This window comes from Massilia luteola (assembly GCF_034420155.1).
In the GTDB taxonomy this organism is placed as follows: domain Bacteria; phylum Pseudomonadota; class Gammaproteobacteria; order Burkholderiales; family Burkholderiaceae_D; genus Telluria; species Telluria luteola.
Genome location: NZ_JAXOFN010000006.1, coordinates 76,071 through 101,715, shown reverse-complemented (window position 1 = coordinate 101,715; position 25,645 = coordinate 76,071). Strand labels below are relative to the sequence as shown.

Here is a 25,645-nt window from a genome sequence, read left to right as displayed (position 1 = left end):
TCTGAAATCAGAAGTAATAGCCGATATTAGCATTGAACCGATGACCCGACGATGTCGCGGCCCCACCCGTGCCGAGGGCGTTGCCGAAGCCCGGCGACAGGTAGGGCTGGTTCGTGGCGTTCGAGACGTCGACGATGATGACCCAGCCGCCTGACGCGAACGTCACGCCCGTGACGTTCTGATAGCTGTCGGCATAGCCGGCGGCGGATTTCCTCAGGCGGCTCCAGTCGTTGTAGACCATGAACTGGCTGAACGGCCCGATCGACCCCGGGATTTTATAGGTGACGTTCGCGATGTCGATGTGTCCCCTGGCCGCCAGGCGATTCGAAAAGCCGAACGCACCGATCAGCACGCAGTCCTTGTCGCAGGCGCCGTACCAGTTCCCGGCCAGCGAGCCGTTTCCATCGAAGTCGTTGTCGTATTGGATCGTCTCCAGCTGGACGCCGAGGTTGCCGAATTCGCCGGCCGCGTGCAGTGCGCCGGCCCGGCGGTTGCCGCTGGAGAGCGCCGGGCTCGTTGCGGCCAGCCGTCCCGCCAGGACGGAGGCGCCGATCTCGGTTTTGCCGCCGGCGAACGGGAAGGCGTAGGCCAGCCGGGCGACGACGGTATTTTTCTCCTCGCGGCCATAGCTCTTCATCAGGTGATTGCTGAAGCGCACAGAATCCAGCCCGTCGAGTTCTCCGTTGCTGTCGGTCCACGACAGCAGATGGCGGCCGTCGGACGGGAAGAAGGCGACGTTGGCGTGCAGGCCGCCGATCGTGCGTTGATACTGGACGCCCATCGCATACGTGTCTTCGTAGCCGGCATACCAGGCCATCGACTCGAAGAAGTTATTCGACGCATAGGGCAGGATGCCGAACGGCATGCGCTCCTGTCCCACATGGAGTTCGCTCTTGTCGGCAAACCGGTAGCCGGCCCACAGGTACTCGTTGAACAGCATGTCGGCGCCCTTGTTGGCGCCCGTCTGGCGGCTCGTGTAGTGGTAGTAGCGTTCGCGTCCGGCCGCGAGGAAGCGGCCGTCGTCGTATTTGAAGCCGAGGCGGGCGGTGTCGAATTCGGGCGTGCCTTTGCGCTGGTCGTTCCAGCTGAGCGCCTCCACCCACATCCTGATCGCGCCATCGAATTTGAGCGCGTCCTTGCCCGTTTCCTGCGCGGATGCGCCGGGCGCGGACAAAGCGAGGCAGGCGCCGACGACGGCGACCGCGGCCGCGCCGGTGTGTTTCCGGTTATTCATTGATTTGCTTCCTGGCCGGTCGCGACAGAAGAGGCTTGCCGTGCGCCGCCTCCGGGGCGTCGGCCTCCATGTGGAATTCGCCGACCAGGGACACCAGCAGCGCCGCCTGGTCGTGCAGGCTCTCGGACGCGGCCGCGGCCTGCTCGACGAGCGCCGCGTTCTGCTGGGTCGTGCCGTCCATCTGGGCGATGGCCTGGTTGACCTGGGCGATGCCATTGCTTTGTTCGGCGCTGGCGGCGCTGATCTCGACGACGATATTGGTGACGCGCTGGACGCTCGCCAGGATCTCTTCCATCGTGCGGCCCGCCTCGCCGACCAGCGTACTGCCGGCGCCGACCTTGTCGACCGAATCGCCGATCAGGCCCTTGATCTCCTTGGCCGCCGAGGCCGAGCGCTGCGCCAGGTTGCGCACCTCGCTGGCGACGACCGCGAAGCCGCGACCCTGTTCGCCCGCGCGGGCCGCCTCGACGGCGGCATTCAGCGCCAGGATATTGGTCTGGAAGGCGATGCCGTCGATCACGCCGATGATGTCGACGATCTTCTGCGACGATGCCTTGATCGAGCCCATCGTGTCCACCACCTGGGCGACGACGGCGCTGCCGCGGGCGGCAATCTCCGACGCGCCTTGCGCGAGCTGGTTGGCCTGGCGCGCGTTGTCGGCGTTCTGCCTGACGGTCGACGTCAATTCCTCCATCGACGCGGCGGTTTCTTCCAGCGCGCCGGCCTGCTGCTCGGTGCGGGCCGACAGGTCGGCGTTGCCCTGGCTGATTTCGGTGCTGGCCAGCGCCACGTTGTCCGAACTGTGGCGCACGCGCGCCAGCACGTGCTGGAGCTTGGCGACGAAGTCGTTGAAGCCGCCCGCGATTTGGGCCAGTTCGTCCTTGCCCTTGACTTCCAGGCGCGCGGTGAGGTCGGCGTTGCCGCCGGCCAGGCCGGCCATGGCCGTGCCCAGCACCCGCAACGGCCGGGTCAGGCGGTTCAGCACCGAGACCAGCACGACCGCGGCCGCCACGGCGCACAGCACCGACACCAGCAGCGTATAGACGAGCAGGTCGCGCGCATCCGCGGTCACGACGCGTTGCGGGAAGCTGAGCTTGATCGACCACGGCGCGATGTCGGCCTCCAGCCGGACCGGTTGCAGCAGGTGCACTTCGCCCCAGGTGTCCGCGTATTCATAGGTCTGGCCCTGGCGGATGGCTTCCAGGCCGGCGGCCGGGATGTCGTCGGCCTTCTTGCCGGTGCGCGCGGCGTCCGGGTTGCTGGCGTACAGGCCGCCGTTCGACACGAGCGCCAGGTGGCCGCCGTCGATGACTTTCAGCGACGCGAGGATTTTGCTCAGCCGCGCCAGCCCGAAGTCGACGCTGGCCACGCCGCGGAAGGCGCCCTTGACCACGATCGGCACGTTGAACGACGTCATCGCCACGTCCTTGCCGTCGATCGGATAGGTATGCGGTTCGGTCATATAGGTCCGGCCGGTGCTTTTCGGGATGTCGTACCAGTCGTTGGCATGGGGCTTGTCCGAGAACACGATGGGTTCCACGTGCAGGCCGCCCGCCGCTTCGCGCGAGTAATACGGCATGGCGCGGCCGGTGGCGTCGTATTCCGGCGCCTTGCCGGCATACTCGGCATCCTTGCCGTCGAGCGCATCGGGTTCCCACGTCACGGTGGAGCCGTTCAGGTCCTCCGTGTCCAGTACCGTCGCCTTGACCATCTCGCTCATCTGGGCACGGGTCAGCGCGATGTCGGCGCCGCGCGTCGTGCGCATGGCGCGCGCCAGGCCCAGGACCGTCGTCAGGGGCGACCCCAGGCGGGCCTGCACCGCGGCGGCGGCCTCGCGTGCGGTCGTGCGCGCCAGCCTCATGCTCGATTCCTCGGCGCTGCGGCTGCTGCGGATGCCGGTGACGGTCGACGTGGCGGCAAGGCTGAGGATCACCAGCACGCTCGCGGTCAGGCAGATCTTGGCGTTCAGGCTCAGGGAACGGGAGGCGGCGCGTGGGCCGCGGGCGGCCGGGTGGCGCAGCGCGGCAGGCTGTGGCTGCAACATTGGACTGGATGTCATTGGGGGCTCTCGGGGTACCGGTATCGGCTAAAAATAATTCCGTGTGGAAAATTTTAGGCCGGGTAACGAGGGCATGCCCAAAAATGCCGGCAAAAATCCGCCGTGAACGCCTCAGTGCGGCATCTCCGCCACACTTCCGGTCGTGTTCAATTACATACCGTAAATTAAACGCACGAGCGTGCGCGCCGCGCCCCGCGCCCCGCGTGTCACGCGGCGCGTGCGGTCTGCTGCACCCAGGCGACGAGGCGGTTCGCATCCATCGCCCCGGCCTGGCGCGCGATCTCGCGTCCCCCCTGGAACAGCGCGATGGTCGGGATGCTGCGGATGCCGTAGCGCGCGGCCAGGTCCTGCGACGCTTCCGTGTCGACCTTCAGCAGGCGCACGCGCGGCTCCAGCCGGCCGGCGGCCTGGGCGTAGGCGGGCGCCATCATGCGGCACGGGCCGCACCAGGCGGCCCAGAAGTCGACGAGGACGGGAATGTCGTTGCGCGCGACGTGCTTGTCGAAGCGGGACGACGAGACGTCGGTGGGCTGGGCCGTGAACAGCGCCTGCGCGCATTTGCCGCAGACGGGCTGCTCGGCCAGGCGCGCAGCGGCCACGCGGTTGACGGCGTCGCAGTGCGGACAGACGATGTGCAGGGAATCGGCCATGGTACCTCCTGTGTGATGTTCGTGGGTCAGGCGCGGTGGCGCGTGCGCCGCCGGACCTGCCGTTCGGCATAGAATCGGATGCCGGGCGGATGTCCTCCAACATGGGTTCAGATGAGCGAATTGCAATCCACAGCAAGCGGCCGGCCCCTGATCGGGTGCGCCGGCTGGAGCATACCAAAGGAAGCGGCGGCCGCGTTTCCGGGCGCGGGCAGCCACCTCGAGCGCTACGCGGCCGTGTTCCCGGCCGTCGAGATCAATTCGTCGTTCTACCGGCCGCACCAGCCGCAGACCTACGCCCGCTGGGCCGCCAGCGTGCCGCAAGGCTTCCGGTTTTCCGTCAAGCTGCCGAAGGCGATCACGCACGAGGCGAAGCTGGTGGACACCGACGACCTGCTCGACCGGTTCGTGCGCGAGGCCGGCGAGCTGGGACCGAAACTCGGCTGCGTGCTCGTCCAGCTGCCGCCCAGCGGCGTGTTCGATGCGGCCGTCGTCGCCGATTTCCTGCCGCGGCTGCGCGCGCGCTTTCCCTGCATGCTGGCGCTCGAAGGCCGCCACCCGACGTGGTTCGGCGACTCCGCCACGTCGCTGCTGCGCGAGCACGGCGTCACGCGCGTGATCGCCGACCCGCCGGCAGGCCAGCCGGGCCCGCACGTGCCGACGACGGACGCGTCCTACCTGCGCCTGCACGGCACGCCGCGCGTCTACTATTCGGCCTATCCGCGCGCGTTCCTGCTGGACGTCGAGCGGCGCATCGCGGCGCTGGCGCGGCCGGGCGCGGATCTCTGGTGCATCTTCGACAACACGGCCGAGGGCCACTCGGTGCCGAACGCGCTGGACGTGCTGCGCGGCGTCGAGGTGTCCGCGGCGGCATGAGCCATGGCCAGCGCGACGTTCCGCTTCTACGGCGAATTGAACGACTTCCTCGCGCGCGCGCGGCGCGGCCATGCGTTCACGACCCCGTGCGCGCGGGCGGCGACGACCAAGCACATGGTCGAGGCGCTGGGCGTGCCGCACACGGAGGTCGAGCTGGTCCTCGTGAACGGCGACCCCGCGGGTCTGGACGACATCCTGGAAGAGGGCGACCGCGTCGCCGTCTATCCGCGCTTCACGACCCTGGACGTGGCCGACGTCGCGCGCCTGGCCCAGCGTCCGCCGGGCCGCGCGCGCTTCGTCGCGGACGCCCACCTCGGCGCTCTCGCGCGGCTGTTGCGCATGGCGGGCTTCGACACCATCTACCGCAACACCTTGAGCGACGCGGAGGTCGAGGCGATCGCGCTGGACGACGGCCGCGCCGTGCTGACGCGCGACCGCGCACTGCTCAAGCGCCGCGGCGTCGATTACGGCTGCTATGTACGGGCGCTGAAGGCTGAAGCGCAGCTCGCGGAAGTGGTCGAGCGCTTCGGGCTGGCCCAGCGCGTGCGCCCGTTCACCTTGTGCCTGTCGTGCAATGCGCCGCTGCGGCCCGTCGCGAAGGCGGACGTGCTCGATCGCCTGCCGCCGCGCGTGGCCGCGACGCAGGACGAGTTCCTCACCTGCGACCGCTGCCATGGCGTGTTCTGGAAGGGCTCGCACTGGCAGCGCATGGCCGGCGTGCTCGACGCGATCCTGTGCGCCGCGGGGACCGGCAACGGCTCACATTGATATACACTACTTGCCCGGACGAGCAATCCGTTGACGGCGTGACCCCATGTTGCAGCAAGCATCGATACCCATCCGCACCGAATGCCCCCCTGGCGCCTGCGTCTGCGAGCGCGAGGTGCTGCTGGCCGACCCGGACGCCGACCTGCGCCCGCTGCGCCTCACGCGCAGCGAAGAGCAGCGCCTGCTCGAACGCATCGACGCCGTGGGCAGCTACGCTGAGCTCAGGCTGCTGCAGGAGCGCATCCGCGCCAACCTCGGCGTGGAACTGCGGATCGCGCCCGGCCCGAACGAGGTGCGCACCTTGCGCGGCATCCTGATCGTGCTGGAAGACCGGCCCGGCCTGTGCAAGAAGGTGCGCCAGTCCGTGCCCGCCGCCGTACGCAGGGTGCTGGAGCGGCATCCCGAGATCACCTACGCCATTTTGCATGCGCACGACCTGTTCGGCGCCGGAGACTGAATGAAGATCGTCATCGCCCCCGATTCGTTCAAGGAAAGCCTGACCGCGCTGCAGGTGGCGGCCGCCATCGAAGCCGGCATGCGCGAGGTCTGGCCCGATGCGACCTATGTGAAGGTGCCGGTGGCCGACGGCGGCGAGGGCACCGTGCAGGCGCTGATCGATGCCACCGGCGGCCGGCGCGTGGAGGCGCGCGTGACCGGGCCGCTGGGCCAGATGGTCGACGCGTTCTACGGCACGGCCGGCGGCGCCGGCGGCCTGGCCGTGATCGAGATGGCGGCCGCCAGCGGCCTCGAAGGCGTGCCGCCCGACCTGCGCGATCCGCGCACGGCCACGAGCCGCGGCACCGGAGAACTCATCCTCGCCGCGCTCGATGCCGGCGCGCGCCGCTTCGTGCTGGGCGTGGGCGGCAGCGCGACGAACGACGGCGGCGCCGGCATGTTGCAGGCGCTCGGCGTGCGCTTGCTCGACGACGCCGGCCGCGACATCGGGCCGGGCGGCGCGGCGCTTGCACGCCTGGCCCGCATCGACGCGTCAGGGCTCGATCCGCGCGTGCGCGCGGCGGCATTCCGGATCGCGTGCGACGTCGACAACCCGCTCGTCGGCCCGCGCGGCGCGTCCGCCGTGTTCGGGCCGCAAAAGGGCGCGTCGCCGGAGATGGTGCGGCAGCTCGACGCCGCGCTTGCGCACTACGCGGACATCGTCAAGCGCGACCTCGGCCGGGACATCGCGCAGATGCCGGGTGCAGGCGCCGGCGGCGGCATCGCGGCGGCGATGGTCGTGTTCCTGCACGGGCAGCTGCGGCCCGGCATCGAGATCGTCACCGAAGCCGTCGGGCTGGATGCGGCCGTGCGCGACGCCGACCTCGTCGTGACGGGCGAAGGCCGCATCGACGGCCAGACCGTGAACGGCAAGACGCCGATGGGCGTGGCGCGGGTCGCGCGGCGCCACGGCATACCGGTGGTCGCCATCGGCGGCAGCCTGGCACGCGATGCGGACGCCGTGCACGCGCACGGCATCGAGGTCGTGGTCGCGGCGGTTGCGCGGCCGTGTTCCGTGGCGGAGGCGCTGGCCGCGGCCGAGGACAACCTGCGCCGCGCCGCGCGCAACCTGGCCGCCGCGCTGGCGCTGGGGGCGCGCCTGCGGTAGGGTGGGCAGCCCGTGCCCACGCGTGACGCATGTGATATGTTGGCGTGACGAGCGGGCACGAGTGCCCGGACAGACACCGAGAGCCCCCCTTGCCCGACATCCTTCCCGACGACGAATCCTACTGGTCCGCCATCCGCGCCCAGTACACGCGCTCACCCGACTTCATCAACCTCGAAAACGGCTACTTCGGCATGCCGGCGGACCCCGTGCGCGCGGCGCTCGCGCGCTACCAGGACGAGGTCGACCGCGAGAACGCGTTCTTCCTGCGCACGCGCTGGCCCGCGCGGCTCGCGCGCGTGAAGCAGCTGCTCGCCGCCTTCACCGGCGCGGCGCCCGATGAACTCCTGATCACGCGCAGCGCCGTCGAGTCGCTGAACATCCTGCTGCAGGGCTATCCGTTCGCGCCCGGCGACGCGATCCTGATGGCGCGCCACGATTACGACAGCAGCCACGAGATCGTCCGGATGCTGGCCGAGCGCCGTGGCCTGGCCGTCGTGCAGGTCGACGTGCCGTACGACCTCGAAGACGAGGACGCCGTCCTGGCGCTGTATGCGGACGCGATCACGCCGCGCACGCGCGTGCTGCTGCTCACGCACATCGTGCATCGCACGGGACGCATCATGCCGGTGGCGCGGCTGGCCGCGCTGGCGCGCGAGCGCGGCATCGACGCGATCGTCGACGGTGCCCACGCACTCGCGCAGCTCGACTTCACGATCCCGCAGGTCGGCGCGCCGTTCGCCGCCTACAACCTGCACAAATGGGTCGGCGCGCCGCTCGGCACGGGCCTGCTGTACATCGCGCGCGACCGCATCGAAGACATCGCGCCGCTGTACGGCGACGTGTCGTCCGCGCGCGGCGACATCGACAAGCTGGGCCACGTGGGCACGGTGCCGCCCGCGCCCATCATGGCCGTGGAGGATGCGCTCGCGTTCCACGCCGCGATCGGCGCACGCAACAAGGAAGCGCGCCTGCGCTGGCTGGCGCGGCGCTGGATGGACCAGGTGGCCGGCGCGCCGGGCGTCACCCTGTACACGCCGCGCGATCCGCGCCGGCACTGCGCGCTGGGCGCGTTCGGCATCGCCGGCGTGCCCGCGGGGGAGGTCGTACGGCGCCTCATGGATGAACACCGCATCTTCACCGTCGTGCGCAAGTTCGGCGACACGGAGATCGTGCGCGTCACGCCGCACCTGTACAGCGGCCCTGAGGAACTCGATGCGCTGGCGGACGCGATCCGTCAGTGCGCGCCGCCCAGGTAGGCCGCCACGACCTTGGGATCGTTCCTGAGGCTCGCGGCCGGCCCGTGCACGGCGATGCGGCCGTTCTCCAGCACATAGCCGTAGTCCGCCACGTTCAGCGCGGCCTGGGCGAACTGCTCGACCAGCAGCATCGTGACGCCTTCCGCCTTCAGCCGCGCGATGATGCGGAAGACTTCGTCGACGAGGATCGGGGCGAGGCCCATCGACGGTTCGTCCAGCAGCACGACGTCCGGGTTGAGCATGACGGCGCGCGCCATCGCCAGCATCTGCTGCTCGCCGCCGGACAGGGTGCCCGCCAGTTGCGTACGGCGCTCCTTCAGGCGCGGGAACAGTTCCAGCGCGCGTTCCAGGTCGCGCTGGATGTCGCCCCTGGGCCGGGCGCGCGTAAAACGGGGGAAGGCGCCCAGCAGCAGGTTGTCCGTGACCGTCATGGTCGCGAACACGCGGCGGCCTTCCGGCGAATGGGCGAGGCCGGCGCGCGCGATGCGGTGCGAGTCCATGCCGGTGATGTCGCGGCCGGCGAGCCGCACCGTCCCGCCGCGCGGCTTGAGCATGCCGGAGATGGCGCGCATGGTGGTCGTCTTGCCCGCGCCGTTGGAGCCGATCAGGGTGACGAGCTGGCCCTTCGGGACTTCCAGCGAGATCCCGTGCAGCACTTCGACCTTGCCATAGGCCGCGTGCAGGTTGTCGATGGTGAGCATGTGGTCTCCTCAGACGGCGGCGGTCGTGGGCGCCGCCGGCTCGCCCGCGCCGCCCAGGTAGGCTTCGATCACGCGCGGGTCGGACTGCACGTGCGCCGGCGTGCCTTCGGCGATCTTCTGGCCGAAATCGAGCACGGTGACGGTGTCCGAGATCGACATGACGACATCCATGTGGTGCTCGATGAGGACGATCGTGATGCCGTGGTCGCGGATCTTGCGGATGATGGCCATCAGCTCGCGGATGTCGGGCGCCGTGAGGCCGGCGGCCGGTTCGTCCAGCAGCAGCAGGCGCGGATCGAGCGCCAGCGCGCGGCCGATCTCCAGCAGGCGCTGCTTGCCGTAGGGGAGATTGCGGGCTTCCTCGTCGGCCAGGTCGGCGAGGCCGGTGAAGCGCAGGATCGCCGCGGCCCGCGCGCGCGCCGCCAGCTCCTCGCGCTTGCGCCGCGGCGTGTGCAGCATGGCGTCGAAGGCGTTCGAGCGGAAGGTGTGGTGCAGGCCGACGAGGATGTTTTCCGTCGCCGTCATCTCGCCGAACAGCTGCACGTTCTGGAAGGTGCGGGCGATGCCGCCGAGCGCGATCTGCGCCGGCGTGCGGCCCGTGATGCCGGTGCCGGCGAAGAATACCTGGCCGGCCGTCGGCTTGTAGATGCCGGTGAGGACGTTCATCATCGTGCTCTTGCCCGAGCCGTTCGGTCCGATCAGGCCGTGCACGGTGCCGCGCGCCACCGCCAGGTCGACCTGGTTCAGCGCCTTCAGGCCGCCGAACTGCATCAGCACCTGCTGTACGCGCAGCAGTTCGCCACTCGCGCCTTCCGCCGCCGCGACGCCCGCGAACGGATCGGCGCCGTCGTCCGCGAGCGCGTGCGCATGCGCGCGGCCGCGCCCGAGCAGGCCGCGGAAAAAGCCCACGATGCCTTCCTGCAGATAGTAGACGACGAACAGCGTCATGAGGCCGAAGATCGTCAGGCGCCAGTCGACCATGCTCTCCAGTTTGTACGACACGACGGCCATCGCCAGCGTGGCCACCACGGGCACGGCGACGCGGCCCAGGGTCGTCTTGCGGCGCGCCAGCAGCAGGCCGGCCGCCACGACGGCGAGGACCGCGGCGGCGACGGCGATCTGGCGGAACAGATCGATGTCGGACAGGAGGCTCGGCAGCATCACGACGATCACGGCGCCGATCAGCGCACCGCTGCGCGTCTTGCGGCCGCCCATGATCACCGCGAGCAGGAACAGCATCGTCAGCTCGAAGTTGTAGGTGTTCGGCGAGATGTACTGCTCGGAGTACGCGTACAGGCTGCCCGCCAGGCCCGCGAACCCGGCGCTGATCACGAACGCGTAGACTTTGTAGCGGTAGACGGAGACGCCCATGCAGTCGGACGCGATGGGGCTGTCGCGCAGCGCCTCGAACGCGCGGCCGATGTGCGACTTCAGCAGCCGGTGCACCAGCACCAGCGACACGACCATCAGCGCGGCCACGGCGTAGTAGAACTCGACCTCCGTCAGCTCGTGCCCGGCGACGCTGGGCTTCGTGAGCATGATGCCCATCGGGCCGTCGGTGAGGAAGGTCATCTCGTTGATGAGGATTTGCACGATGGTGCCGAAGGCGAGCGTCACCATCGCGAGGTAAGGGCCCGTCACGCGCAGCGCGGGCAGGGCGAGGATCGCGCCGAACAGGGCGGCGCCGGCGATGCTGGCGGGGATCGTCAACCACCACGCGGCGGCCAGCTTCATCACCAGCACGCCCGTTACGTACGAGCCCACGCCGAACAGGCCGGCGTGGCCCAGCGACACCTGGCCCGTGTAGCCGACGACGATGTCGAGCCCGAACAGCAGGATCGCGTAGATCAGGATCGTCACGACGAGGTGCAGGTAGTACGAGTTCGCGACCAGCACGGGAAAGGCGGCCAGCAGCGCGATGCCGGCGACGGCGCCGACCGAAATCAGTCTGCTCATTGTCGTGGCCATCGTCACACCTTCTTAATCGCGGCCTTGCCGAACAGGCCGGACGGCTTCACCGCGAGCACGAGCAGCAGCAGGACGAGGCCCGGCACTTCCTTGTAGCCGGTCGACAGGTAGAAGCCGGTGGCCGTTTCCGCGATGCCGAGGATGATGCCGCCGACGATGGCGCCCATGCCCGACGTGAGGCCGCCGATGATCGCGACGGCGAACGCCTTGAGGCCCAGCGACGCGCCCATCGTGGCGCTCGTGAGCGTGAGCGGCGCGATGAGGGCGCCCGCGAAGGCCGCCGTGGCGGACGACAGCGCGTACGAGAACGTGATCACCATCTTCGTGTTGATGCCCATGAGGCCCGCCGCGTCGCGGTCGTTGGCGGTGGCGACGACGGCCTTGCCGTAGATGGATTTGCGGTTGAAGATTTCGACGGCCAGCATGATGGCGAGCGCGCCGACGACGACGGCGACCTGCATCGGCTGCACGTTCGCGCCCAGCACCGTGAACGGTTCCGACGACAGCGGCGACGGGAACGGCAGCACGTCCTTGCCCCAGATGTTCTCGGCCACGTTCTTGAAGATGATGGCGAGGGCGATCGTCGACATGATCCAGCCGAATTCCGACTTGATGCGGATCGCGGGGCGCACGGCGATCCATTCGACGAACATGCCTTGCAGCGCGCCGAATACGACGACGACGGGAATCATCAGCCAGTAACTGAGATACGGCCCGCCGTGGATGGTGCCGACGAGCGACAGGCCGACGAGGGCGCCGAGCATCAGCGCCTCGCCCTGGCCGAAGTTGAGGGTGCCGGACGTGGCGAAGGTCAGTTGGTAGCCGAACGCGATCACGGCGTAGATCATGCCGAGCGCGATGCCGGACACGATGAGTTGCAGCAGGATCTCCATGAGGCCTCCAGAGGGTTCGGCAAGACGCGGATAAGCAGCTAACGAATACGCGAATACGTCAATGAATACGTTAATGAATACGCGAACACATACCCCGTCGTCCCCGCGCAGGCGGGGACCCAATCTTGTTTGCGCCGTCGCGATGCGCGCAACTTGGATTCCCGCCTGCGCGGGAACGACGGTGTAGGTGCGCGGGAACGACGGTGTAGCTGCGCGCGAACGACGCGTGATCGCTTATTTGGCCTGCACCACGTGCCCGTCCTTCACTTCACCGAACTTGGTGTTGTCGAAGTTGATGGCCTCGTGGTCGGCGTGCGTGTAGGGCTTGTTGTAGGTGGTGACCACGCCTTCCACCGGGGACTTGAGGTTTTCCAGCGCGGCGGCGATCTTCGGTCCTTCCGTGCTGCCGGCCTGCTGGATCGCGGCGGCGAGCAGGTACACGGAATCGTAGCCCTGCGCGGCCGACACGGCGGACGGCATGCGGCCGCCCGGCGGGTTGTAGGCCTTGACGTAGGCGTCGATGAACGCCTTGCGCTTCGGCGTGTCCGGGTTCTGGATGAAGGTCTGCGGCATGCGGGTGCCGTCGCCGTTCTTGCCCGCGTTGTCGATGAAGTTGGCCATCGCGAGCGTCCAGCTGCCGACGATGGGCACTTTCCAGCCCAGTTTCTGCATGCCGTTGGCGATCTGCGCCAGCTCGGGGCCGATGCCGTAGGTGAGCACGACGTCGGCGCCGGCCTGCTTGGCGCGCAGCAGCTGCGCGGTCATGTCGACGTCGCCGAGGTTGTACTTCTCGACGGCGACCGGCTTCACGCCCTTCTTCGCGAGCGTCTTTTCGAGGTCCTCGCGCCCCAGCTGGCCGTAGTTGGTGGAGTCGGCGAGGATCGCGGGCTTCTTGAAGCCGCGGCGCGCGATGGCTTCCTCGACGATCATCGCGGACTGGATCGTGTCGTTGGCCGAATTGCGGAAGATGTAGTTTTCCGGCTGGCTGGCGAACTGCTTCGTGACGATGGAGCCGGTCGCCACGTTGTTCATGACGGGGATCTTGGCCTGCTGGTAAAAGCGCTGCGAGGCGAGGGCGACGCCCGTGTTGATGTAGCCGACGGTGGCGACGACGTGTTCCTTGTTGATGAGTTCCTGCGCGACCTGCACCCCGCGTTCGTTCTTCGCCTCGTCGTCGCGTTCGACCAGTTCGATCTTGCGGCCCAGCACGCCGCCCTTGGCATTGATTTCATTCACGGCGAGGCGGACGCCGTCGCGCATCGACACGCCCATCGGCGCCGACCCGCCCGTGAACGGACCGGACACGCCGATCTTGATCGGCTCGGCCGCCATGCCGGCCGTCGAAAACCCCAGCACTACCCCTGCAACCAATGCCTTTACTTTGAAATTCATTGCGGTCTCCGTAGTCATCTTCTCGTTTTACGCCGGGACGCCGAGGATCGGCGCCGGGCCCATCGTGGGCGATTGTAGAATGGCAATCAAACAACGGCAAACGATTGATGTGACGCGTTGCAACATGCGTCATTCATGCAAATGCGTAAGGAAAGCGTCAGGGAGGAGGGGTAGGACACATAAAAAAGGGCTGTGTTCGCGTTAAGTCTGTGAACTGAATCTGGTTGCGGAGGTCATACGCATCGTCGAGTTAACTCATGAGGAGTGACGATGCACGGCCTGACGTTCGATGAAGTGCCTCAAGCCGGTCTTGCCGGGCAACGTGCTGTTGATCAGCGACGGGGCCATCGCGTATCGCCGTTTTGCCGCGCAAGCGGGCATCACGCACGAGGCGGTGAACGTGTCGGCCGGCATTCGGGCGCGCGGTGCGATCCACATCCAGAATGTCAACAGCTGGCACAGCCGTTTCAAGAGCTGGCTGGTGCGCTTCCGCGGTGTCGCGAGCCGCTATTTAATCAACTATTCGGGCTGGCAACGGTTATTGGATGCGCGGCGGCTGACGACGCCGGCGCACCTGCTGTGCGCTGCGGCCCAGCTCGGCTAGCCGGCTGCGCTCGCTTACCTAATTAACGCGAACACAGCCATAAAAAAAGGCCGCGCCGAGGCGCAGCCTTTGTCCGACCGACGTTCGGGCAAATGTCAGCGATGGCCGTGCCACCCACCGCGATGACCCCAGCCACCGCGATGGCCGCCGCTCCAGTGGCCCCAGCTGAAGCCGAGGCCGATCGAGATCGGCGGATACCACAGCGGGTCCGCGTACACGGGTCCGTAGGGCGCATAGACCGGGGCGGGCGCGTAGACGGGCGGCGCGACATACACCGGCTGGGTCACGACCGTGGCCGGGGCCGGTGCGTAGGTCACGCGGCCGGCGTCGCCGGATGCGGCGGCGGCCGCACCGGTGCCGGGCGCGACCGGCGTCACCGACACGACCTGCCAGCCGTCGGCGTCCGGCTGGGCATAGGCGCGCGTGCCGTAGTTGGCCGGCGCGGGGTAATACGTGGCGCAGCCGCTGAGCGCTGCTGCGAGCGAAACGATAATGGCGAGCGTTTTCATGGCGGTTCTCCTCACCTGCTAACTATACGGATTCGGGCGGCGCGCGCCTGTGGATTTACAGGCTGTTACACCTGTTCACTTTGCGGAACAATGGCCGGCTTGGCACAGCCCGAGCTTACTGCCGGCAGCGGCGCCCGGTTTGATGATATCGTGTCGGGTTCCGTCTCGCTTACGCTTTTCGATGTCTTCTTCTACGCAGTCCGGCGCGCGGCCGGCCGGCTGGTCGGCCTGGGTGCCGTACGCCGCCCTCCTGACGTCCCTCGTCTCGCTGACGGCGGGCGCCTCGCTTGCCAAGCAGTTGTTCCCCGTCGTCGGCGCGACCGGCGCCACGGCGATGCGCCTCACGTTTGCCGCCGTGATCCTCGCCGTCGTGTTCCGGCCCTGGCGCGTCAAGGGGCGCGGCGACCGGCGCGCGCTGCTGCAATACGGCCTGACGCTGGGCGCGATGAACCTCAGCTTCTACACGGCGCTCGCGTACGTCCCGCTGGGGATCGCCATCGCCGTCGAGTTCACGGGGCCGCTCGTCGTGGCCGTGGCGACGTCGCGCCGGCGCCTGGATTACGCCTGGATCGGCGTCGCCTGCGCCGGCCTCGCGCTGCTGCTGCCGCTGCGCGGCGGCGTGGCGGCCGTCGACTGGCGCGGCATCGCGTTCGCGCTCGTGGCGGGCGCCTGCTGGGCCGTGTACATCCTTGCCGGCAAGCGCGCCAGTGCCGCGTACGGCCCGGCGGCGTCGAGCTGGGGCACGGCGCTCGGCGCGCTGATCGCGGCCCCCGTCGGCATCGCGCATGCGGGCGCTGCGCTGCTGGCGCCGTCCGTGCTGGAGGTCGGCGTCGCGGTCGCCGTGCTGTCCAGCGCGATCCCGTATTCGCTCGAGATGGTGGCGCTGCGCCGCCTGCAGGCCAACACCTTCAGCACGCTGCTCAGTGCGGAACCGGCGATCGGCGCGCTGATGGGTCTCGTGCTGCTCGGCGAGCATCTCGACGCCGCCCAGTGGCTCGCGATCGCCCTGATCGTCGCATCGTCGATCGGCGCGGCGACGAGCGCCGGCCTGGCCGCCCGGCGCCGTCCCGCCGATGCCGAACCGCCGGTGCCGTTGTGAACCACGACATCCGCCTGCTGCGGGAAGACGACTGGGCCGCGTTCCGGCAATTGCGCCTGCTCGCGACGGTCGAGGCGCCGCTGGCGATCTGGCCCACGCGCGAGGAAGAGGCGCGGGGCACGCCGGCGGAGGTGCGCGCCCGCATCGCGCCGACGGCGTCGCAGGCCGTGTTCGGCGCATTCGCGGGGACGGACCTCGTCGCGATCGCCGGCGTGCGCCGCGAGCCGCTGGCGCAGGTGGCGCACAAGGCCACGTTGTGGGGCGTGTACGTGCACCCCGCGCACCGGCGCGGCGGGCTCGCACGCCGGCTGCTGGGCGCCGCGTGCGCCCACGCGCGCGCGCAGGGCGCGCTGCAGGCACACCTGGCGGTGAATGCGGACAATCCACGCGCGCTCGCCCTGTACGCATCGCTGGGGTTCACGGCGTACGGCCGCGAGCCGCGCGCCCTGTGCGTCAAGGATGCGTTTTACGACGAGGTCCTGATGGCGCTCCCGCTGGACGACGCGGCATCGTTTGCCGCGCTGGGTTAGAGTAGCGGCTCGATAACGACGACCGAGGGAAGACCATGCAACGACGACAACTGGGCCCGGATGGCCTGACCGTGCCGGAAATCGGCCTGGGATGCTGGCAGCTGGGAGGCGGCTGGGGCAACGACTGGAACGACGACGTGGCGCGGCAGACGCTGCAAATGGCGGTCGACTCCGGCGTGCGCTTCATCGATACGGCCGACGTCTACGGCGACGGCGCCAGCGAGCGCTCGATCGGCCGCTTCCTCGCCGGCCGGACCGGCACCGACATCGTCGTGGCCACCAAGCTGGGACGCGCCGGCATCTACCCGGACGGCTACACGCGCGCATCGCTGCGCGAAGCGACGCAGCGCTCGCTCGAGCGTTTGCAGGTCGATGCGCTGGACCTCACGCAGCTGCATTGCGTGCCGACCGACGTGCTGCGCCAGGGCCACGTGTTCGACTGGCTGCGCGAACTGCAGCAGGAAGGCCTCATCCGGCGCTGGGGCGCCAGCGTCGAATCCGTCGACGAGGGCATGATCTGCCTGGAGCAGGAAGGACTGGCGTCGCTGCAGGTCATCTTCAACATCTTCCGCCAGAAGCCTGCCGAGGTACTGTTCCCGCGCGCGGTGGAGCGCAAGGTCGGCATCATCGTGCGGCTGCCGCTGGCGAGCGGCTTGCTGGGCGGGAAGATCACGCGGGCGACGACGTTCCGCGCCGACGACCACCGCCATTTCAACCGCGACGGCGCCATGTTCAATGTGGGCGAAACGTTCGCGGGACTGGAACTGGAGCGCGGCATCACGGCCATCGAGCAACTGGCGCCACTGGTCCCGGCCGGGATGACGATGGGCCAGATGGCGCTGCGCTGGATCCTCGACCACCCGGCGGTGTCGGTCGTGATCCCGGGCGCGAGCCGCCCGGACCAGGTGCGCGCGAACGTGGACGCGGCTGCCGTGCCGCCGCTGCCGGCGGCGCTGCACGAGCAGCTCGCCGGCATGTACCGCGCCCACGTGCGCGATTTCATCCGCGGGCCGTACTGACCCGCGAAAATTTACGTCGACGTCAGAGCGCGACGTCGACGCGGGCCGACCACGAACGGCCGTTGATGCCGAACGGGCAGGTCTCCCAGCAGTACGTGAAGCCCATTTGCGGGAACGGCGCGGCCTTGACCGGATCCCACCTGGTCGGGAACGTGTTGAAGATGTTGTTCGAGCCGACGGTCAGGCTGGTCGACTTGCTGAAGTTGTAGCGCACGGTGGCGTCCACGATCCACTTGGCGTCCCACGTCTGGATGAACGGCGCGGTGAAACCCTGGCCCTGCACTTCGCCGTAGTAATTGGCGCGCACGTTGCCGTTCCATCGGTCGTGCGTGTAGTCGGCCGCCACGACGTGGTGCTGGCGCGGCTGGCCGCGTTCGATCAGCGTCACCTGGGAATCGTCGAACAGCTGGGTGCCCGTCAGCACCGGCGAATCCGAATGGCGCCCCGTCACCGACGTGCGGTTGAAGTCCAGCTGCGCGGACAGCACGAGGGTCGAACCGGGCCAGCGCGTCGTGTGGTCGGCGACGATGTCCAGGCCCTTCGTCTCGGTGTCGATCGCGTTCGTGAAGAACTGCGCCTGGCCGACTTTCAGCGGGTCGAGGATGGCCTTGATCGGGCAAGCGGCGGCCGTGGCGCACGCACCGGATTCCGGCGCGATGGTCGACGAGAACACGATGCGGTTGTCGATGTCGATGCGCCACAGGTCGGCCGTCAGCGAGAAGTTCGACACGGGGCGCAGCACGATGCCCACGCTGCCGTTCTTCGACGTCTCCTGCTTCAGGTTCGGGATGCCGAAGGCCCTGGTGACGGCGCTGCCTTCGCGCGCGGTCAGGGTCTCGGTCAGCACGCCCGCGCTGTTCAGGTTCGTCGACACGGAGCTGTAGAATTTCTGCTGCACGCTCGGCGCGCGGAAGCCCGTCGACAGCGTGCCGCGGAAGCCCACCTGGCGGGTCGGGTCGTAGCGCAGCGACAGCTTGCCGGTCGTCGTGCTGCCGAAGTCCGAGTATTTTTCCCAGCGCGCGGCAGCGCCGATCAGCAGTTGCGGCGTGATGTTGTGTTCGACGTCGGCGTACAGCGCGATGTTGTGGCGCGCGTCGTCGACGGCCGTCGCGGGCGTGTAGCCGGGGAAGCCCTGCGTGCCCGAAGCGGCCGCGGCGCCCGTCTGGTCCTTGATCGCGATGGCCGGGTTGTTCGTGCGGCCGTACTGGTACGAGACCGGATCGCCGGCGTCGATCGCATAGCCGTCGCGGCGCCATTCGAAGCCGGTGGCGAAGTTGACCTTGCGGCCCATCACGTCGAGCGGGCCGCGCAGGTCGGCGTTGAGCGTGGTCTGCGTGAATTTCAGCTTGCCGGTGTCGGCTTCCAGCGGCGATTCGGCGTAGATGCCGCCGCCCGGCTTCGGCTCGTACCAGTAGCTGACGTTGATCGTTTCCTTTTCGTGGAAATCGAGTTCGCTGCGGCCGTGGTTGACGGAGACGTCGGCCTTCCAGTCGTTCGGCAGGTCGCGGCGGTAGCCGACGGCAAGCGACGCGTCCTTGACGGTCGTGCGGATGTTCGGCAGGAAGCCGTTCGGATAGATGGCCGGCACGTTGCGGCCGTCGCCGGCGGAGCGGAAGAAGCCGGACGAATCGCCGGTGCGGTGCGACACGCCGCCGAACACATAGACTTCGCCGTCGCTGGCGACGGGAATCGCCGAGTTCCACCAGAAGTACTGGTCCTTCGCGAGGCTGTCGCCGATGCGCTGGGTGACGCGCGGCGGGTCGACGCGCAGCGTGTCGACGCCGGCGCGGTTGGTTTCGCCGCGGTAGCGGGCTTCGGCCGTCAGGTTGACGTAGCCGCCGTCGCCGATCGTCCAGCCCTTGTTGACGCTGCCCTGGCGCAGTTCGCCGCCGCCTTCCGTCGTGCCGCCGACGGTGCCGGACAGCTGCGTCTCGTTGGTCTGGGTCTTCAGCACGATGTTGATCACGCCGGCGATGGCGTCCGAGCCGTACTGCGCCGCCGCGCCGTCGCGCAGCACTTCGATGCGCTGGATCGCCGACATCGGGATCGCGTTGATGTCCGTGCCGGCCGAGCCGCGGCCGATGGTCTGCTGCACGTTGACGAGCGCCTGCTGGTGGCGGCGCTTGCCGTTCACGAGCACGAGCAACTGGTCCGGGCCGAGCGAGCGCAGGGTGGCGGGGCGGATGATGTCGGTGCCGTCGCTGATGAACGTGGTCGAGAAGTTGAACGACGGGTCCAGCGTCTGCAGCAGCTTGCCCAGTTCGACGGGGCCGGCCATCGCCATGTCCTTGCCGCTGATCAGGCCGACGGGTGCGGCTGAATCCAGCGCGGTGCGCGCCGTCGAGCGCGAGCCGAGCACCACGACGGACGCCATGCCCGAGTCGGCGGGCGGCTGGGCCGGCACGGCGGCGGCCTGGGTGGCTGCGGGAGGTTCGGCGGGGGTGTCCTGGGACCAGGCGGGGGCGAAAGCGAGGAACAACGAAGAAGCGAGCAAGGTGCGGGTGAAGACGGGTACGGCGCGGTGTGGTGTCATCCTGGGTCTCTCGATGGTTGTTGTTGTGCGAACGCGGCCGCACCGGTTTGGTGCTGGCCGGGCGTGGACCAGTGTAACGAGCGCTCAACCGTATTCACAATCGTCACTTGTATATACTGTTGTGAAATTGATGCATACAATGCAATCTTGCTTGTTACAATAGACGGAATCCGGCTATTCTGGACACCATGGCGGAGAGACCGACCTCGGAAACGGGCTGGATGAGCATGCGAATTCCGGATATGCATATACCCGAAATGTCACAATGTTGCCAAGGAGATTGGTAACGGAGCGGTGCCGGACCATGCGGCCGCTTGCTGGCGGCCGGGTCGGGGCGGTGCGGCGACCGGATAGGATCGGTCGCGTTCTTCGGTGCGGATGCGTGGAGGAGGGGGCGCCCCGTTCAGGCGGTGACGTCGATGGTGGAGCCGGGCGCCGCGGTCGGCGCGGTCGATGCGGAGGCGCTGTAGGTCATCGAGGCGGTCGGCGTCGTCCCGCTCGTGGCCGACGAGCCGCCGCCGGCCTGCGCCTTGTGGCCGTGGTGATGGTGTGCCTGGTGCGTGCCCTGCGTCGCGCCGCCGGAGCCGGCCGCATTCTTGCGGTCTTCCTGCAGCTTGGCGAGGGCCTGCTTGGCGGCGTCGGCGTCGCCGCTGTCGAGTGCCTTGCCGATCGCGGCGATGTCCTGGTCGCGCTGGCTCGTGCCCGCGGTCGACCCCGTCGTGGCGGACGCCGTCGCGCCCGCGCCCTGGCGATGCTTTTGAAGTGTGTCGAACGCCGCCCTGGCGCTGGTAAGGTCGCCGCTGTTGATGCCGTCGGCGAGCGATTTCATCGCGCCGCCGCCGGACGGCCGGTCGTTCGAGGTCGATGAAATGGATTGGTACGTCGCACTGGTCGAGACTGCGGATACGGACATGATCGTTCTCCCATGAAGTTGAGGGTGGCGCCGGCCGCGTCGTGCGTCGGGTGCCATGCCTCTATAACGTCATGCGCGCAAAAACCTGAGGGGCGCGGCCGGCCGTTTTACCCGGCTTTACATGCATTACGCATCGTCCATGTTCGGACCGCGCCGCTCAGGCGTAGACGTTGATCGTATTGACGATGCCTTGCGCGACGGCGTCGGCGACCGCGACGCTCGTCAGCGCGGGATTGGATTTCAGGATCGAGCCCCAGTCGCCGGGGACGGCGGCGGACACCGACGTGTCGGACGCCGGGGATGTGGTCGTGGACGCGTCCTGGCTGGTCGACGTGCCGTCCGCGGCGGGCGGTTGCGGCGCCGCGCCCGCGGCCGCGTTGCTGGCGGCCGCGACCTGGTTCAGCAGGCCGGTGGCGTCATACGTCTGGAATCCGGACGGGGCGCTTCCGAGCGTCGCCACGATGCTCGCTTCCTGGGCCAGCGCGGCAATCGCCACGCTGGTCGTCGCCGTCGGCGTCGGTGCTGTCGTTGGCGGCGTGGTCGAGGGCGGACTCGACGTCGTGTAGGTCGGCGTGGACGTCGTCGACGTGAGGGAGGAAATAGTCATGATGATTTCCTAAAATGTTTCCACGCGTCAATTGTACACCCAGTTCAGCCGAGAATGGTCAACAGCCCGTCAAGTCCGCTGAAATTCAGCGCCACGTTCGCCTGCGCGCGCACGACCGGCTTGGCGCGGAACGCCACCGACAGCCCGGACACGCCCATCATCCTGAGGTCGTTGGCGCCGTCGCCCATGACGATCGCGCGCCGCGTATCGATGCCAAGTCCGGCGCACACGCGTTCCACGGTGCGCTTCTTTTCCTCGGCGTCCACGATGCCGCCGACGACCCTGCCGGTCAGGACGCCGCCCGCCGCTTCCAGCACGTTCGCGTGGGTGTAGTCGAGGCCCAGGCGCGTCTTGAGGCGCTCGGTGAAGAACGTGAAGCCGCCCGACACGAGCAGCGTCTTGAGGCCGGCGGCCTGCACGCCCTGCAGCATCGCTTCGCCGCCCGGCGAGATGCGCAGGCGTTCCTCGTACACGCGCTCCAGGGCCGACGTCGGCAAGCCTTCCAGCAGCGCGACGCGGCGCGTGAGGCTCTCGGCGAAATCCAGCTCGCCGCGCATCGCCGCTTCCGTGATCGCCGATACCTGGGGTTTCAGGCCCTGCATGTCCGCGATCTCGTCGATGCACTCGATGGTGATCAGGGTCGAATCCATGTCCATCGCGACCAGGCCGAAATCGGCCAGGGTCAGGCCCGCTTCGACGAACGTGGCGTCGATGCCGGCCGCGTGGGCCGCCGCGTCGACGGCGGCCCTGCGTTCCGGCGTGACGTCGACGCCGTCGCAGCGCAGCGCGTGCGCGTGGAGTTCGGTGGTGCGTGCGGGATGGGCGAGTCGGGCGACGCGCGCGAGCGCGGCCTGGTCGGCCTGCGGGCCCTGGAGTACGAGCTTGATGGACATGATTCGTTCTGCTTGTGGATGATTACGCGAGGAGTTGTTTGATGGTCTGCTTGACCTGGTTCACGCGCGCGGCCAGGTCCGGCATGTTCGACGTGATGCGCAGCTTGTCCTGGCCGGCCAGCTTGACGTGGCGGTTCTTCTGGATCAGCGTGATGATCTTGATCGGATCAATGGGCGGCTTTTCCATGAATTGCAGGCTGGCGCTTTCCGCATGCGCGTCGATCTTGACGATGCCGACGGACTTCGCCGCGATGCGCAGGCGGTGCGTCTCGATCAGCGCCTTCACGGCATCCGGGAGCTTGCCGAAGCGGTCGATCAGTTCTTCCTGCATGTCGTCGATGCGGCCCTGTTCCTCGCAGTTCGCGAGCCGTTTGTAGATCGACAGGCGTTCGTGCACGTCGCCGCAGAAATCGGCCGGCAGCAGGGCCGGCACGTGCAGGTTGATTTCCGTCGTCGACGACAGCGGCGCGCTCATGTCCGGCTCGCGGCCGGCCTTGAGCGCCTTCACGGCTTCGTTCAGCATGTCGGAATACAGCTGGAAGCCGATCTCCAGCATCTCGCCCGACTGGTTCTCGCCCAGCACCTCGCCGGCGCCGCGGATTTCCAGGTCGTGCATGGCGAGGTAGAAGCCGCTGCCCAGTTCTTCCATCGCCTGGATCGCGTCCAGCCGCCGCTGCGCCTGTTTCGACAGCCCGAGCACGTCGCTGACGAGCAGGTAGGCATAGGCCTGGTGGTGCGAACGCCCGACGCGGCCGCGCAGCTGGTGCAGCTGGGCGAGGCCGAACTTGTCGGCGCGGTGCATGATGATCGTGTTCGCGGTCGGCACGTCGATGCCGGTCTCGATGATGGTCGTGCACAGCAGGATGTTGTAGCGCTGGGCGACGAAATCGCGCATGACTTTTTCCAGGTCGCGCTCGTGCATCTGGCCGTGCGCGACGGCGATGCGCGCTTCCGGCAGCAGTTCGCGCAGCATCGCGAGGCGGTTGTCGATGGTCTCGACCTCGTTGTGCAGGAAGTAGATCTGGCCGCCCCGTTTCAGTTCGCGCAGGCAGGCCTCGCGGATGACGGAGCCGCCCTCGCTGCGCACGAAGGTCTTGATCGCGAGGCGCTTCTGCGGCGCCGTCGCGATGACGGAAAAGTCGCGCAGGCCTTCCAGCGCCATGCCCAGCGTGCGCGGGATCGGCGTCGCGGTCAGCGTCAGCACGTCGACCTCGGCCCGCAACGCCTTCAGCGCTTCCTTCTGGCGCACGCCGAAGCGGTGTTCCTCGTCGATGATGACGAGCCCCAGGCGCGTGAACTTCACGTCCGGCGACAGCAGCTTGTGGGTGCCGATCACGATGTCGACGGTGCCGTCGGCCATGCCCTTGATCGCGTTGTTGATCTCCTTGCCGGTGCGGAAGCGCGACAGTTCCGCGATGCGCACGGGCCAGTCGGCGAAGCGGTCGGAGAACGTCTGCGCGTGCTGTTCCGCGAGCAGGGTCGTGGGCGCGAGGATCGCGACCTGCTTGCCGCCCATGACCGCGATGAACGCGGCGCGCAGCGCGACTTCCGTCTTGCCGAAGCCGACGTCGCCGCACACGAGGCGGTCCATCGGCCGGCCCGACGTCATGTCCTGGATGACGGCGGCGATGGCCGCGCGCTGGTCCGGCGTCTCGTCGAAGCCGAAGCTCTGGGCGAAGTTTTCGTAGTCGCCGGCGGAATATTCGAACGAATGGCCCTGGCGCGCGGCGCGGCGGGCGTACAGGTTCAGCAGCTCGGCGGCCGTGTCGCGCACCTGTTCCGCCGCCTTTTTCTTGGCCTTGTCCCACTGGCCGGAGCCGAGCGTGTGCAGCGGCGCGTCCTCGGGCGAGGCGCCCGAGTAGCGCGAGATCACGTGCAGTTGCGACACCGGCACATAGAGCTTCGACTCTTTCGCGTACTCGAGGTGCAGGAATTCCGTCTCGCCTTCGCCCAGGTCCATGCTGACGAGGCCCAGGTAGCGGCCGATGCCGTGGTTGATGTGCACGACCGGGTCGCCGATCTTCAGCTCCGACAGGTCGCGCACCATCGATTCGACCTGCGACCCCGCTTCCTGTTTCTTCTTGCCGGCGCGGCGGCCGGAGCCGGCGTACAGCTCCGTCTCCGTGATGAACACGAGGTGGCCGGCGCCTTCTTCCATCAGTTCGAAGCCGGCCTGCAGCGGCGCGACGCCCAGCACGACCTTCGCATCCGACGCACGCAGTCCGTCGAAGCCTTCGACGGGCGCGAGATCCAGCTTGTATTCGTTGAAGTACTGCTGCAGCGTCTCGCGCCGGCCGGCCGATTCCGCGCAGATCATCACGCGCTCGCCGGCCGCCTGCATCAGGTACGAGCGCAGGTTCGCGAGCGGATCGTCGAGGCGGCGGTTGACGGCGATGTCGGGGATCGCTGCGGACAGTTCCGATGCGCCCGCGCCCGCGTCACGCGCGATGGCCCAGCGGCCGTGCGGCTTGGCCCGCACGAAGAAGTCCTCGGTGCCGAGGAAGATCTCCTTCGGTTCCAGGATCGGGCGGTCGCGGTCGGTCTTGAGGAATTTGTAGCGCGACTCCGTGTCGGTCCAGAAGCGTTGGATGGATGCCTCGATGTCGCCCACCAGGGCGAGCGATGCGTCGTCCGGGAGGTAGTCGAACAAGGTGGCCGTCTCGTCGAAGAACAGCGGCAGATAGTATTCGATGCCGGCCGACGCGATGCCGTTGCCGATGTCGCGGTAGGTCGTCGAGCGCGACGGATCGCCTTCGAAGCGTTCGCGCCAGCGCCCGCGGAACGCGGCGCGCGCCTGTTCGTCCATCGGGAATTCGCGGCCCGGCAGCAGGCGCACTTCCTTGACCGGGTACAGCGAGCGCTGGGTGTCGGCGTCGAACGTGCGGATCGTCTCGATCTCGTCGCCGAACAGGTCGAGGCGGTACGGCAGCGCGGAGCCCATCGGGAACAGGTCGATCAGGCCGCCCCGCACGGAATATTCGCCGGGCGACATCACCTGCGTGACGTGGGTGTAGCCGGCGAGCGTCAGCTGGGCCTTGAGCTTCGCCTCGTCCAGGTGTTCGCCCTGGCGGAAGAAGAAGGTGTACGCGGCGAGGAAGGACGGCGGCGCCAGGCGCACGAGGGCCGTCGTCGCCGGGACGACGAGCACGTCGCACTGGCCGTTGCGCACTTCGTGCAGTGTCGCCAGGCGTTCGGACACGAGGTCCTGGTGCGGGGAGAACGCGTCGTAGGGCAGCGTCTCCCAGTCCGGCAGCAGGTGGCACGACAGCTTGCCTTCTGCGAACCACGGGATTTCGTCGAGCAGGCGCTGGCCGTCGCTGGCGTTCGCGACGATCACGGTCAGCATCTGCTTCCTGGCTTTCAGCGCGAGGGCGGCGACGGCGAGCGCATAGGCATCGGCCGAGCCATGCAGCTGGGGCAGGGCGAAACGGGTTCCGGGTTTGGGAAGGTGTCTGGTGAGGTCGAAGGGCATTGACGCGTGCTATTGTCGGGTCGTCAGGACGAGCAGACATTATAGACGAACAACGCCCGGGCCGCCCTG

General features: G+C 68.3%; 22 protein-coding genes. 9 read left to right on the top strand and 13 right to left on the bottom strand.

The annotated features are described in order from the left end of the window. Window positions 1–7 precede the first annotated feature (7 nt). The 3 genes from U9J41_RS09460 to trxC all read right to left on the bottom strand — a co-directional run bounded on the left by U9J41_RS09460 (window position 8) and on the right by trxC (window position 3,943). Window positions 8–1,234, bottom strand: coding sequence for a hypothetical protein (locus tag U9J41_RS09460; protein ID WP_322401943.1), 1,227 nt, complete (start codon window positions 1,232–1,234; stop codon window positions 8–10). Continuing rightward, on the bottom strand, window positions 1,227–3,278 hold the full coding sequence (locus U9J41_RS09455; protein WP_322401942.1) for a methyl-accepting chemotaxis protein: 2,052 nt from the start codon (window positions 3,276–3,278) through the stop codon (window positions 1,227–1,229). The genes U9J41_RS09460 and U9J41_RS09455 overlap by 8 nt, the downstream gene beginning before the upstream one ends. 221 nt (window positions 3,279–3,499) lie before the next feature. Then, window positions 3,500–3,943 carry a thioredoxin TrxC gene (gene trxC, locus U9J41_RS09450; RefSeq protein ID WP_322401941.1) on the bottom strand — a complete coding sequence of 148 codons (444 nt, stop codon included), beginning with the start codon at window positions 3,941–3,943 and terminating at the stop codon, window positions 3,500–3,502. Between the two features lie 111 nt (window positions 3,944–4,054). Here trxC and U9J41_RS09445 point away from each other — a divergent pair, with 111 nt between their 5' ends. From U9J41_RS09445 to U9J41_RS09425, 5 genes are all read left to right on the top strand, one after another. Beyond that, the gene (locus U9J41_RS09445) at window positions 4,055–4,816 is read left to right on the top strand and encodes a DUF72 domain-containing protein (RefSeq protein ID WP_322401940.1); all 762 of its coding nucleotides are present in this window, start codon (window positions 4,055–4,057) and stop codon (window positions 4,814–4,816) included. A 3-nt stretch (window positions 4,817–4,819) separates the two neighbouring features. After that, window positions 4,820–5,584 carry a Mut7-C RNAse domain-containing protein gene (locus U9J41_RS09440; protein WP_322401939.1) on the top strand — a complete coding sequence of 255 codons (765 nt, stop codon included), beginning with the start codon at window positions 4,820–4,822 and terminating at the stop codon, window positions 5,582–5,584. Window positions 5,585–5,630: 46 nt separating this feature from the next. After that, a complete protein-coding gene (locus U9J41_RS09435) occupies window positions 5,631–6,041 on the top strand; it encodes a hypothetical protein (protein ID WP_322401938.1) in 411 nt (136 codons plus the stop codon). Beyond that, window positions 6,042–7,187 (top strand): glycerate kinase, encoded by a 1,146-nt coding sequence (locus tag U9J41_RS09430; protein ID WP_322401937.1) that lies wholly within the window; start codon window positions 6,042–6,044, stop codon window positions 7,185–7,187. 89 nt (window positions 7,188–7,276) lie between these two features. Then, window positions 7,277–8,443, top strand: coding sequence for an aminotransferase class V-fold PLP-dependent enzyme (locus tag U9J41_RS09425; RefSeq protein ID WP_322401936.1), 1,167 nt, complete (start codon window positions 7,277–7,279; stop codon window positions 8,441–8,443). Here the strand turns inward: U9J41_RS09425 and U9J41_RS09420 are convergent. The 4 genes from U9J41_RS09420 to U9J41_RS09405 all read right to left on the bottom strand — a co-directional run bounded on the left by U9J41_RS09420 (window position 8,422) and on the right by U9J41_RS09405 (window position 13,397). Further along, complete coding sequence (locus U9J41_RS09420; RefSeq protein WP_322401935.1) at window positions 8,422–9,144, bottom strand: ABC transporter ATP-binding protein; 723 nt, start codon at window positions 9,142–9,144, stop codon at window positions 8,422–8,424. The two genes, U9J41_RS09425 and U9J41_RS09420, sit on opposite strands and share 22 nt — an antisense overlap. Window positions 9,145–9,153: 9 nt before the next feature. After that, window positions 9,154–11,100 carry a branched-chain amino acid ABC transporter ATP-binding protein/permease gene (locus U9J41_RS09415; RefSeq protein WP_322401934.1) on the bottom strand — a complete coding sequence of 649 codons (1,947 nt, stop codon included), beginning with the start codon at window positions 11,098–11,100 and terminating at the stop codon, window positions 9,154–9,156. Between the two features lie 14 nt (window positions 11,101–11,114). Continuing rightward, window positions 11,115–12,005 (bottom strand): branched-chain amino acid ABC transporter permease, encoded by an 891-nt coding sequence (locus tag U9J41_RS09410; RefSeq protein WP_322401933.1) that lies wholly within the window; start codon window positions 12,003–12,005, stop codon window positions 11,115–11,117. A 234-nt stretch (window positions 12,006–12,239) separates the two neighbouring features. After that, the gene (locus U9J41_RS09405; protein ID WP_322401932.1) at window positions 12,240–13,397 is read right to left on the bottom strand and encodes an ABC transporter substrate-binding protein; all 1,158 of its coding nucleotides are present in this window, start codon (window positions 13,395–13,397) and stop codon (window positions 12,240–12,242) included. Between the two features lie 289 nt (window positions 13,398–13,686). On the opposite strand from U9J41_RS09405, the gene U9J41_RS09400 reads away from it, so the two are divergent. After that, the gene (locus tag U9J41_RS09400) at window positions 13,687–14,001 is read left to right on the top strand and encodes a hypothetical protein (RefSeq protein ID WP_322401931.1); all 315 of its coding nucleotides are present in this window, start codon (window positions 13,687–13,689) and stop codon (window positions 13,999–14,001) included. Window positions 14,002–14,096: 95 nt separating this feature from the next. Here the strand turns inward: U9J41_RS09400 and U9J41_RS09395 are convergent, their stop codons facing one another. Then, window positions 14,097–14,510: a hypothetical protein gene (locus U9J41_RS09395; RefSeq protein ID WP_322401930.1), complete on the bottom strand. Its 414-nt coding sequence runs from the start codon at window positions 14,508–14,510 to the stop codon at window positions 14,097–14,099. A gap of 181 nt (window positions 14,511–14,691) precedes the next feature. Between U9J41_RS09395 and U9J41_RS09390 the strand changes: the two genes are divergently transcribed. Genes U9J41_RS09390 through U9J41_RS09380 form a run of 3 tightly spaced genes read left to right on the top strand, consistent with a single transcriptional unit; the run spans window position 14,692 to window position 17,158 of the window. Then, window positions 14,692–15,609, top strand: a complete 918-nt coding sequence (locus tag U9J41_RS09390; RefSeq protein ID WP_322401929.1) for an EamA family transporter — start codon at window positions 14,692–14,694, stop codon at window positions 15,607–15,609. Continuing rightward, window positions 15,606–16,139 (top strand): GNAT family N-acetyltransferase, encoded by a 534-nt coding sequence (locus tag U9J41_RS09385; protein ID WP_322401928.1) that lies wholly within the window; start codon window positions 15,606–15,608, stop codon window positions 16,137–16,139. The genes U9J41_RS09390 and U9J41_RS09385 overlap by 4 nt, the downstream gene beginning before the upstream one ends. A gap of 35 nt (window positions 16,140–16,174) precedes the next feature. Further along, window positions 16,175–17,158, top strand: a complete 984-nt coding sequence (locus U9J41_RS09380; RefSeq protein WP_322401927.1) for an aldo/keto reductase — start codon at window positions 16,175–16,177, stop codon at window positions 17,156–17,158. 22 nt (window positions 17,159–17,180) lie between these two features. On the opposite strand, the gene U9J41_RS09375 is transcribed toward U9J41_RS09380, so the two are convergent. The 5 genes from U9J41_RS09375 to mfd form a co-directional block, all read right to left on the bottom strand. Then, a complete protein-coding gene (locus U9J41_RS09375) occupies window positions 17,181–19,691 on the bottom strand; it encodes a TonB-dependent receptor plug domain-containing protein (RefSeq protein ID WP_322401926.1) in 2,511 nt (836 codons plus the stop codon). A gap of 403 nt (window positions 19,692–20,094) precedes the next feature. Beyond that, complete coding sequence (locus U9J41_RS09370) at window positions 20,095–20,604, bottom strand: hypothetical protein (RefSeq protein WP_322401925.1); 510 nt, start codon at window positions 20,602–20,604, stop codon at window positions 20,095–20,097. Window positions 20,605–20,761: 157 nt separating this feature from the next. Next, complete coding sequence (locus U9J41_RS09365; protein ID WP_322401924.1) at window positions 20,762–21,211, bottom strand: hypothetical protein; 450 nt, start codon at window positions 21,209–21,211, stop codon at window positions 20,762–20,764. Window positions 21,212–21,255: 44 nt separating this feature from the next. Next, complete coding sequence (serB, locus tag U9J41_RS09360) at window positions 21,256–22,104, bottom strand: phosphoserine phosphatase SerB (RefSeq protein WP_322401923.1); 849 nt, start codon at window positions 22,102–22,104, stop codon at window positions 21,256–21,258. A gap of 22 nt (window positions 22,105–22,126) precedes the next feature. After that, a complete protein-coding gene (gene mfd / locus U9J41_RS09355; RefSeq protein WP_322401922.1) occupies window positions 22,127–25,576 on the bottom strand; it encodes a transcription-repair coupling factor in 3,450 nt (1,149 codons plus the stop codon). Window positions 25,577–25,645: the final 69 nt, after the last annotated feature.

Coding starts and splice junctions, on each gene's coding strand:
- U9J41_RS09370 (WP_322401925.1), bottom strand. CDS start 20,604: ATGTCCGTATCCGCAGTCTCGACCAGTGCGACGTACCAATCCATTTCA.
- U9J41_RS09390 (WP_322401929.1), top strand. CDS start 14,692: ATGTCTTCTTCTACGCAGTCCGGCGCGCGGCCGGCCGGCTGGTCGGCC.
- U9J41_RS09435 (WP_322401938.1), top strand. CDS start 5,631: ATGTTGCAGCAAGCATCGATACCCATCCGCACCGAATGCCCCCCTGGC.
- U9J41_RS09395 (WP_322401930.1), bottom strand. CDS start 14,510: ATGAAAACGCTCGCCATTATCGTTTCGCTCGCAGCAGCGCTCAGCGGC.
- U9J41_RS09410 (WP_322401933.1), bottom strand. CDS start 12,005: ATGGAGATCCTGCTGCAACTCATCGTGTCCGGCATCGCGCTCGGCATG.
- mfd (WP_322401922.1), bottom strand. CDS start 25,576: ATGCCCTTCGACCTCACCAGACACCTTCCCAAACCCGGAACCCGTTTC.
- U9J41_RS09375 (WP_322401926.1), bottom strand. CDS start 19,691: ATGACACCACACCGCGCCGTACCCGTCTTCACCCGCACCTTGCTCGCT.
- U9J41_RS09445 (WP_322401940.1), top strand. CDS start 4,055: ATGAGCGAATTGCAATCCACAGCAAGCGGCCGGCCCCTGATCGGGTGC.
- U9J41_RS09400 (WP_322401931.1), top strand. CDS start 13,687: ATGAAGTGCCTCAAGCCGGTCTTGCCGGGCAACGTGCTGTTGATCAGC.
- U9J41_RS09460 (WP_322401943.1), bottom strand. CDS start 1,234: ATGAATAACCGGAAACACACCGGCGCGGCCGCGGTCGCCGTCGTCGGC.
- U9J41_RS09430 (WP_322401937.1), top strand. CDS start 6,042: ATGAAGATCGTCATCGCCCCCGATTCGTTCAAGGAAAGCCTGACCGCG.
- U9J41_RS09455 (WP_322401942.1), bottom strand. CDS start 3,278: ATGTTGCAGCCACAGCCTGCCGCGCTGCGCCACCCGGCCGCCCGCGGC.
- U9J41_RS09415 (WP_322401934.1), bottom strand. CDS start 11,100: ATGAGCAGACTGATTTCGGTCGGCGCCGTCGCCGGCATCGCGCTGCTG.
- U9J41_RS09420 (WP_322401935.1), bottom strand. CDS start 9,144: ATGCTCACCATCGACAACCTGCACGCGGCCTATGGCAAGGTCGAAGTG.
- U9J41_RS09405 (WP_322401932.1), bottom strand. CDS start 13,397: ATGAATTTCAAAGTAAAGGCATTGGTTGCAGGGGTAGTGCTGGGGTTT.
- serB (WP_322401923.1), bottom strand. CDS start 22,104: ATGTCCATCAAGCTCGTACTCCAGGGCCCGCAGGCCGACCAGGCCGCG.
- U9J41_RS09365 (WP_322401924.1), bottom strand. CDS start 21,211: ATGACTATTTCCTCCCTCACGTCGACGACGTCCACGCCGACCTACACG.
- U9J41_RS09380 (WP_322401927.1), top strand. CDS start 16,175: ATGCAACGACGACAACTGGGCCCGGATGGCCTGACCGTGCCGGAAATC.
- trxC (WP_322401941.1), bottom strand. CDS start 3,943: ATGGCCGATTCCCTGCACATCGTCTGTCCGCACTGCGACGCCGTCAAC.
- U9J41_RS09440 (WP_322401939.1), top strand. CDS start 4,820: ATGGCCAGCGCGACGTTCCGCTTCTACGGCGAATTGAACGACTTCCTC.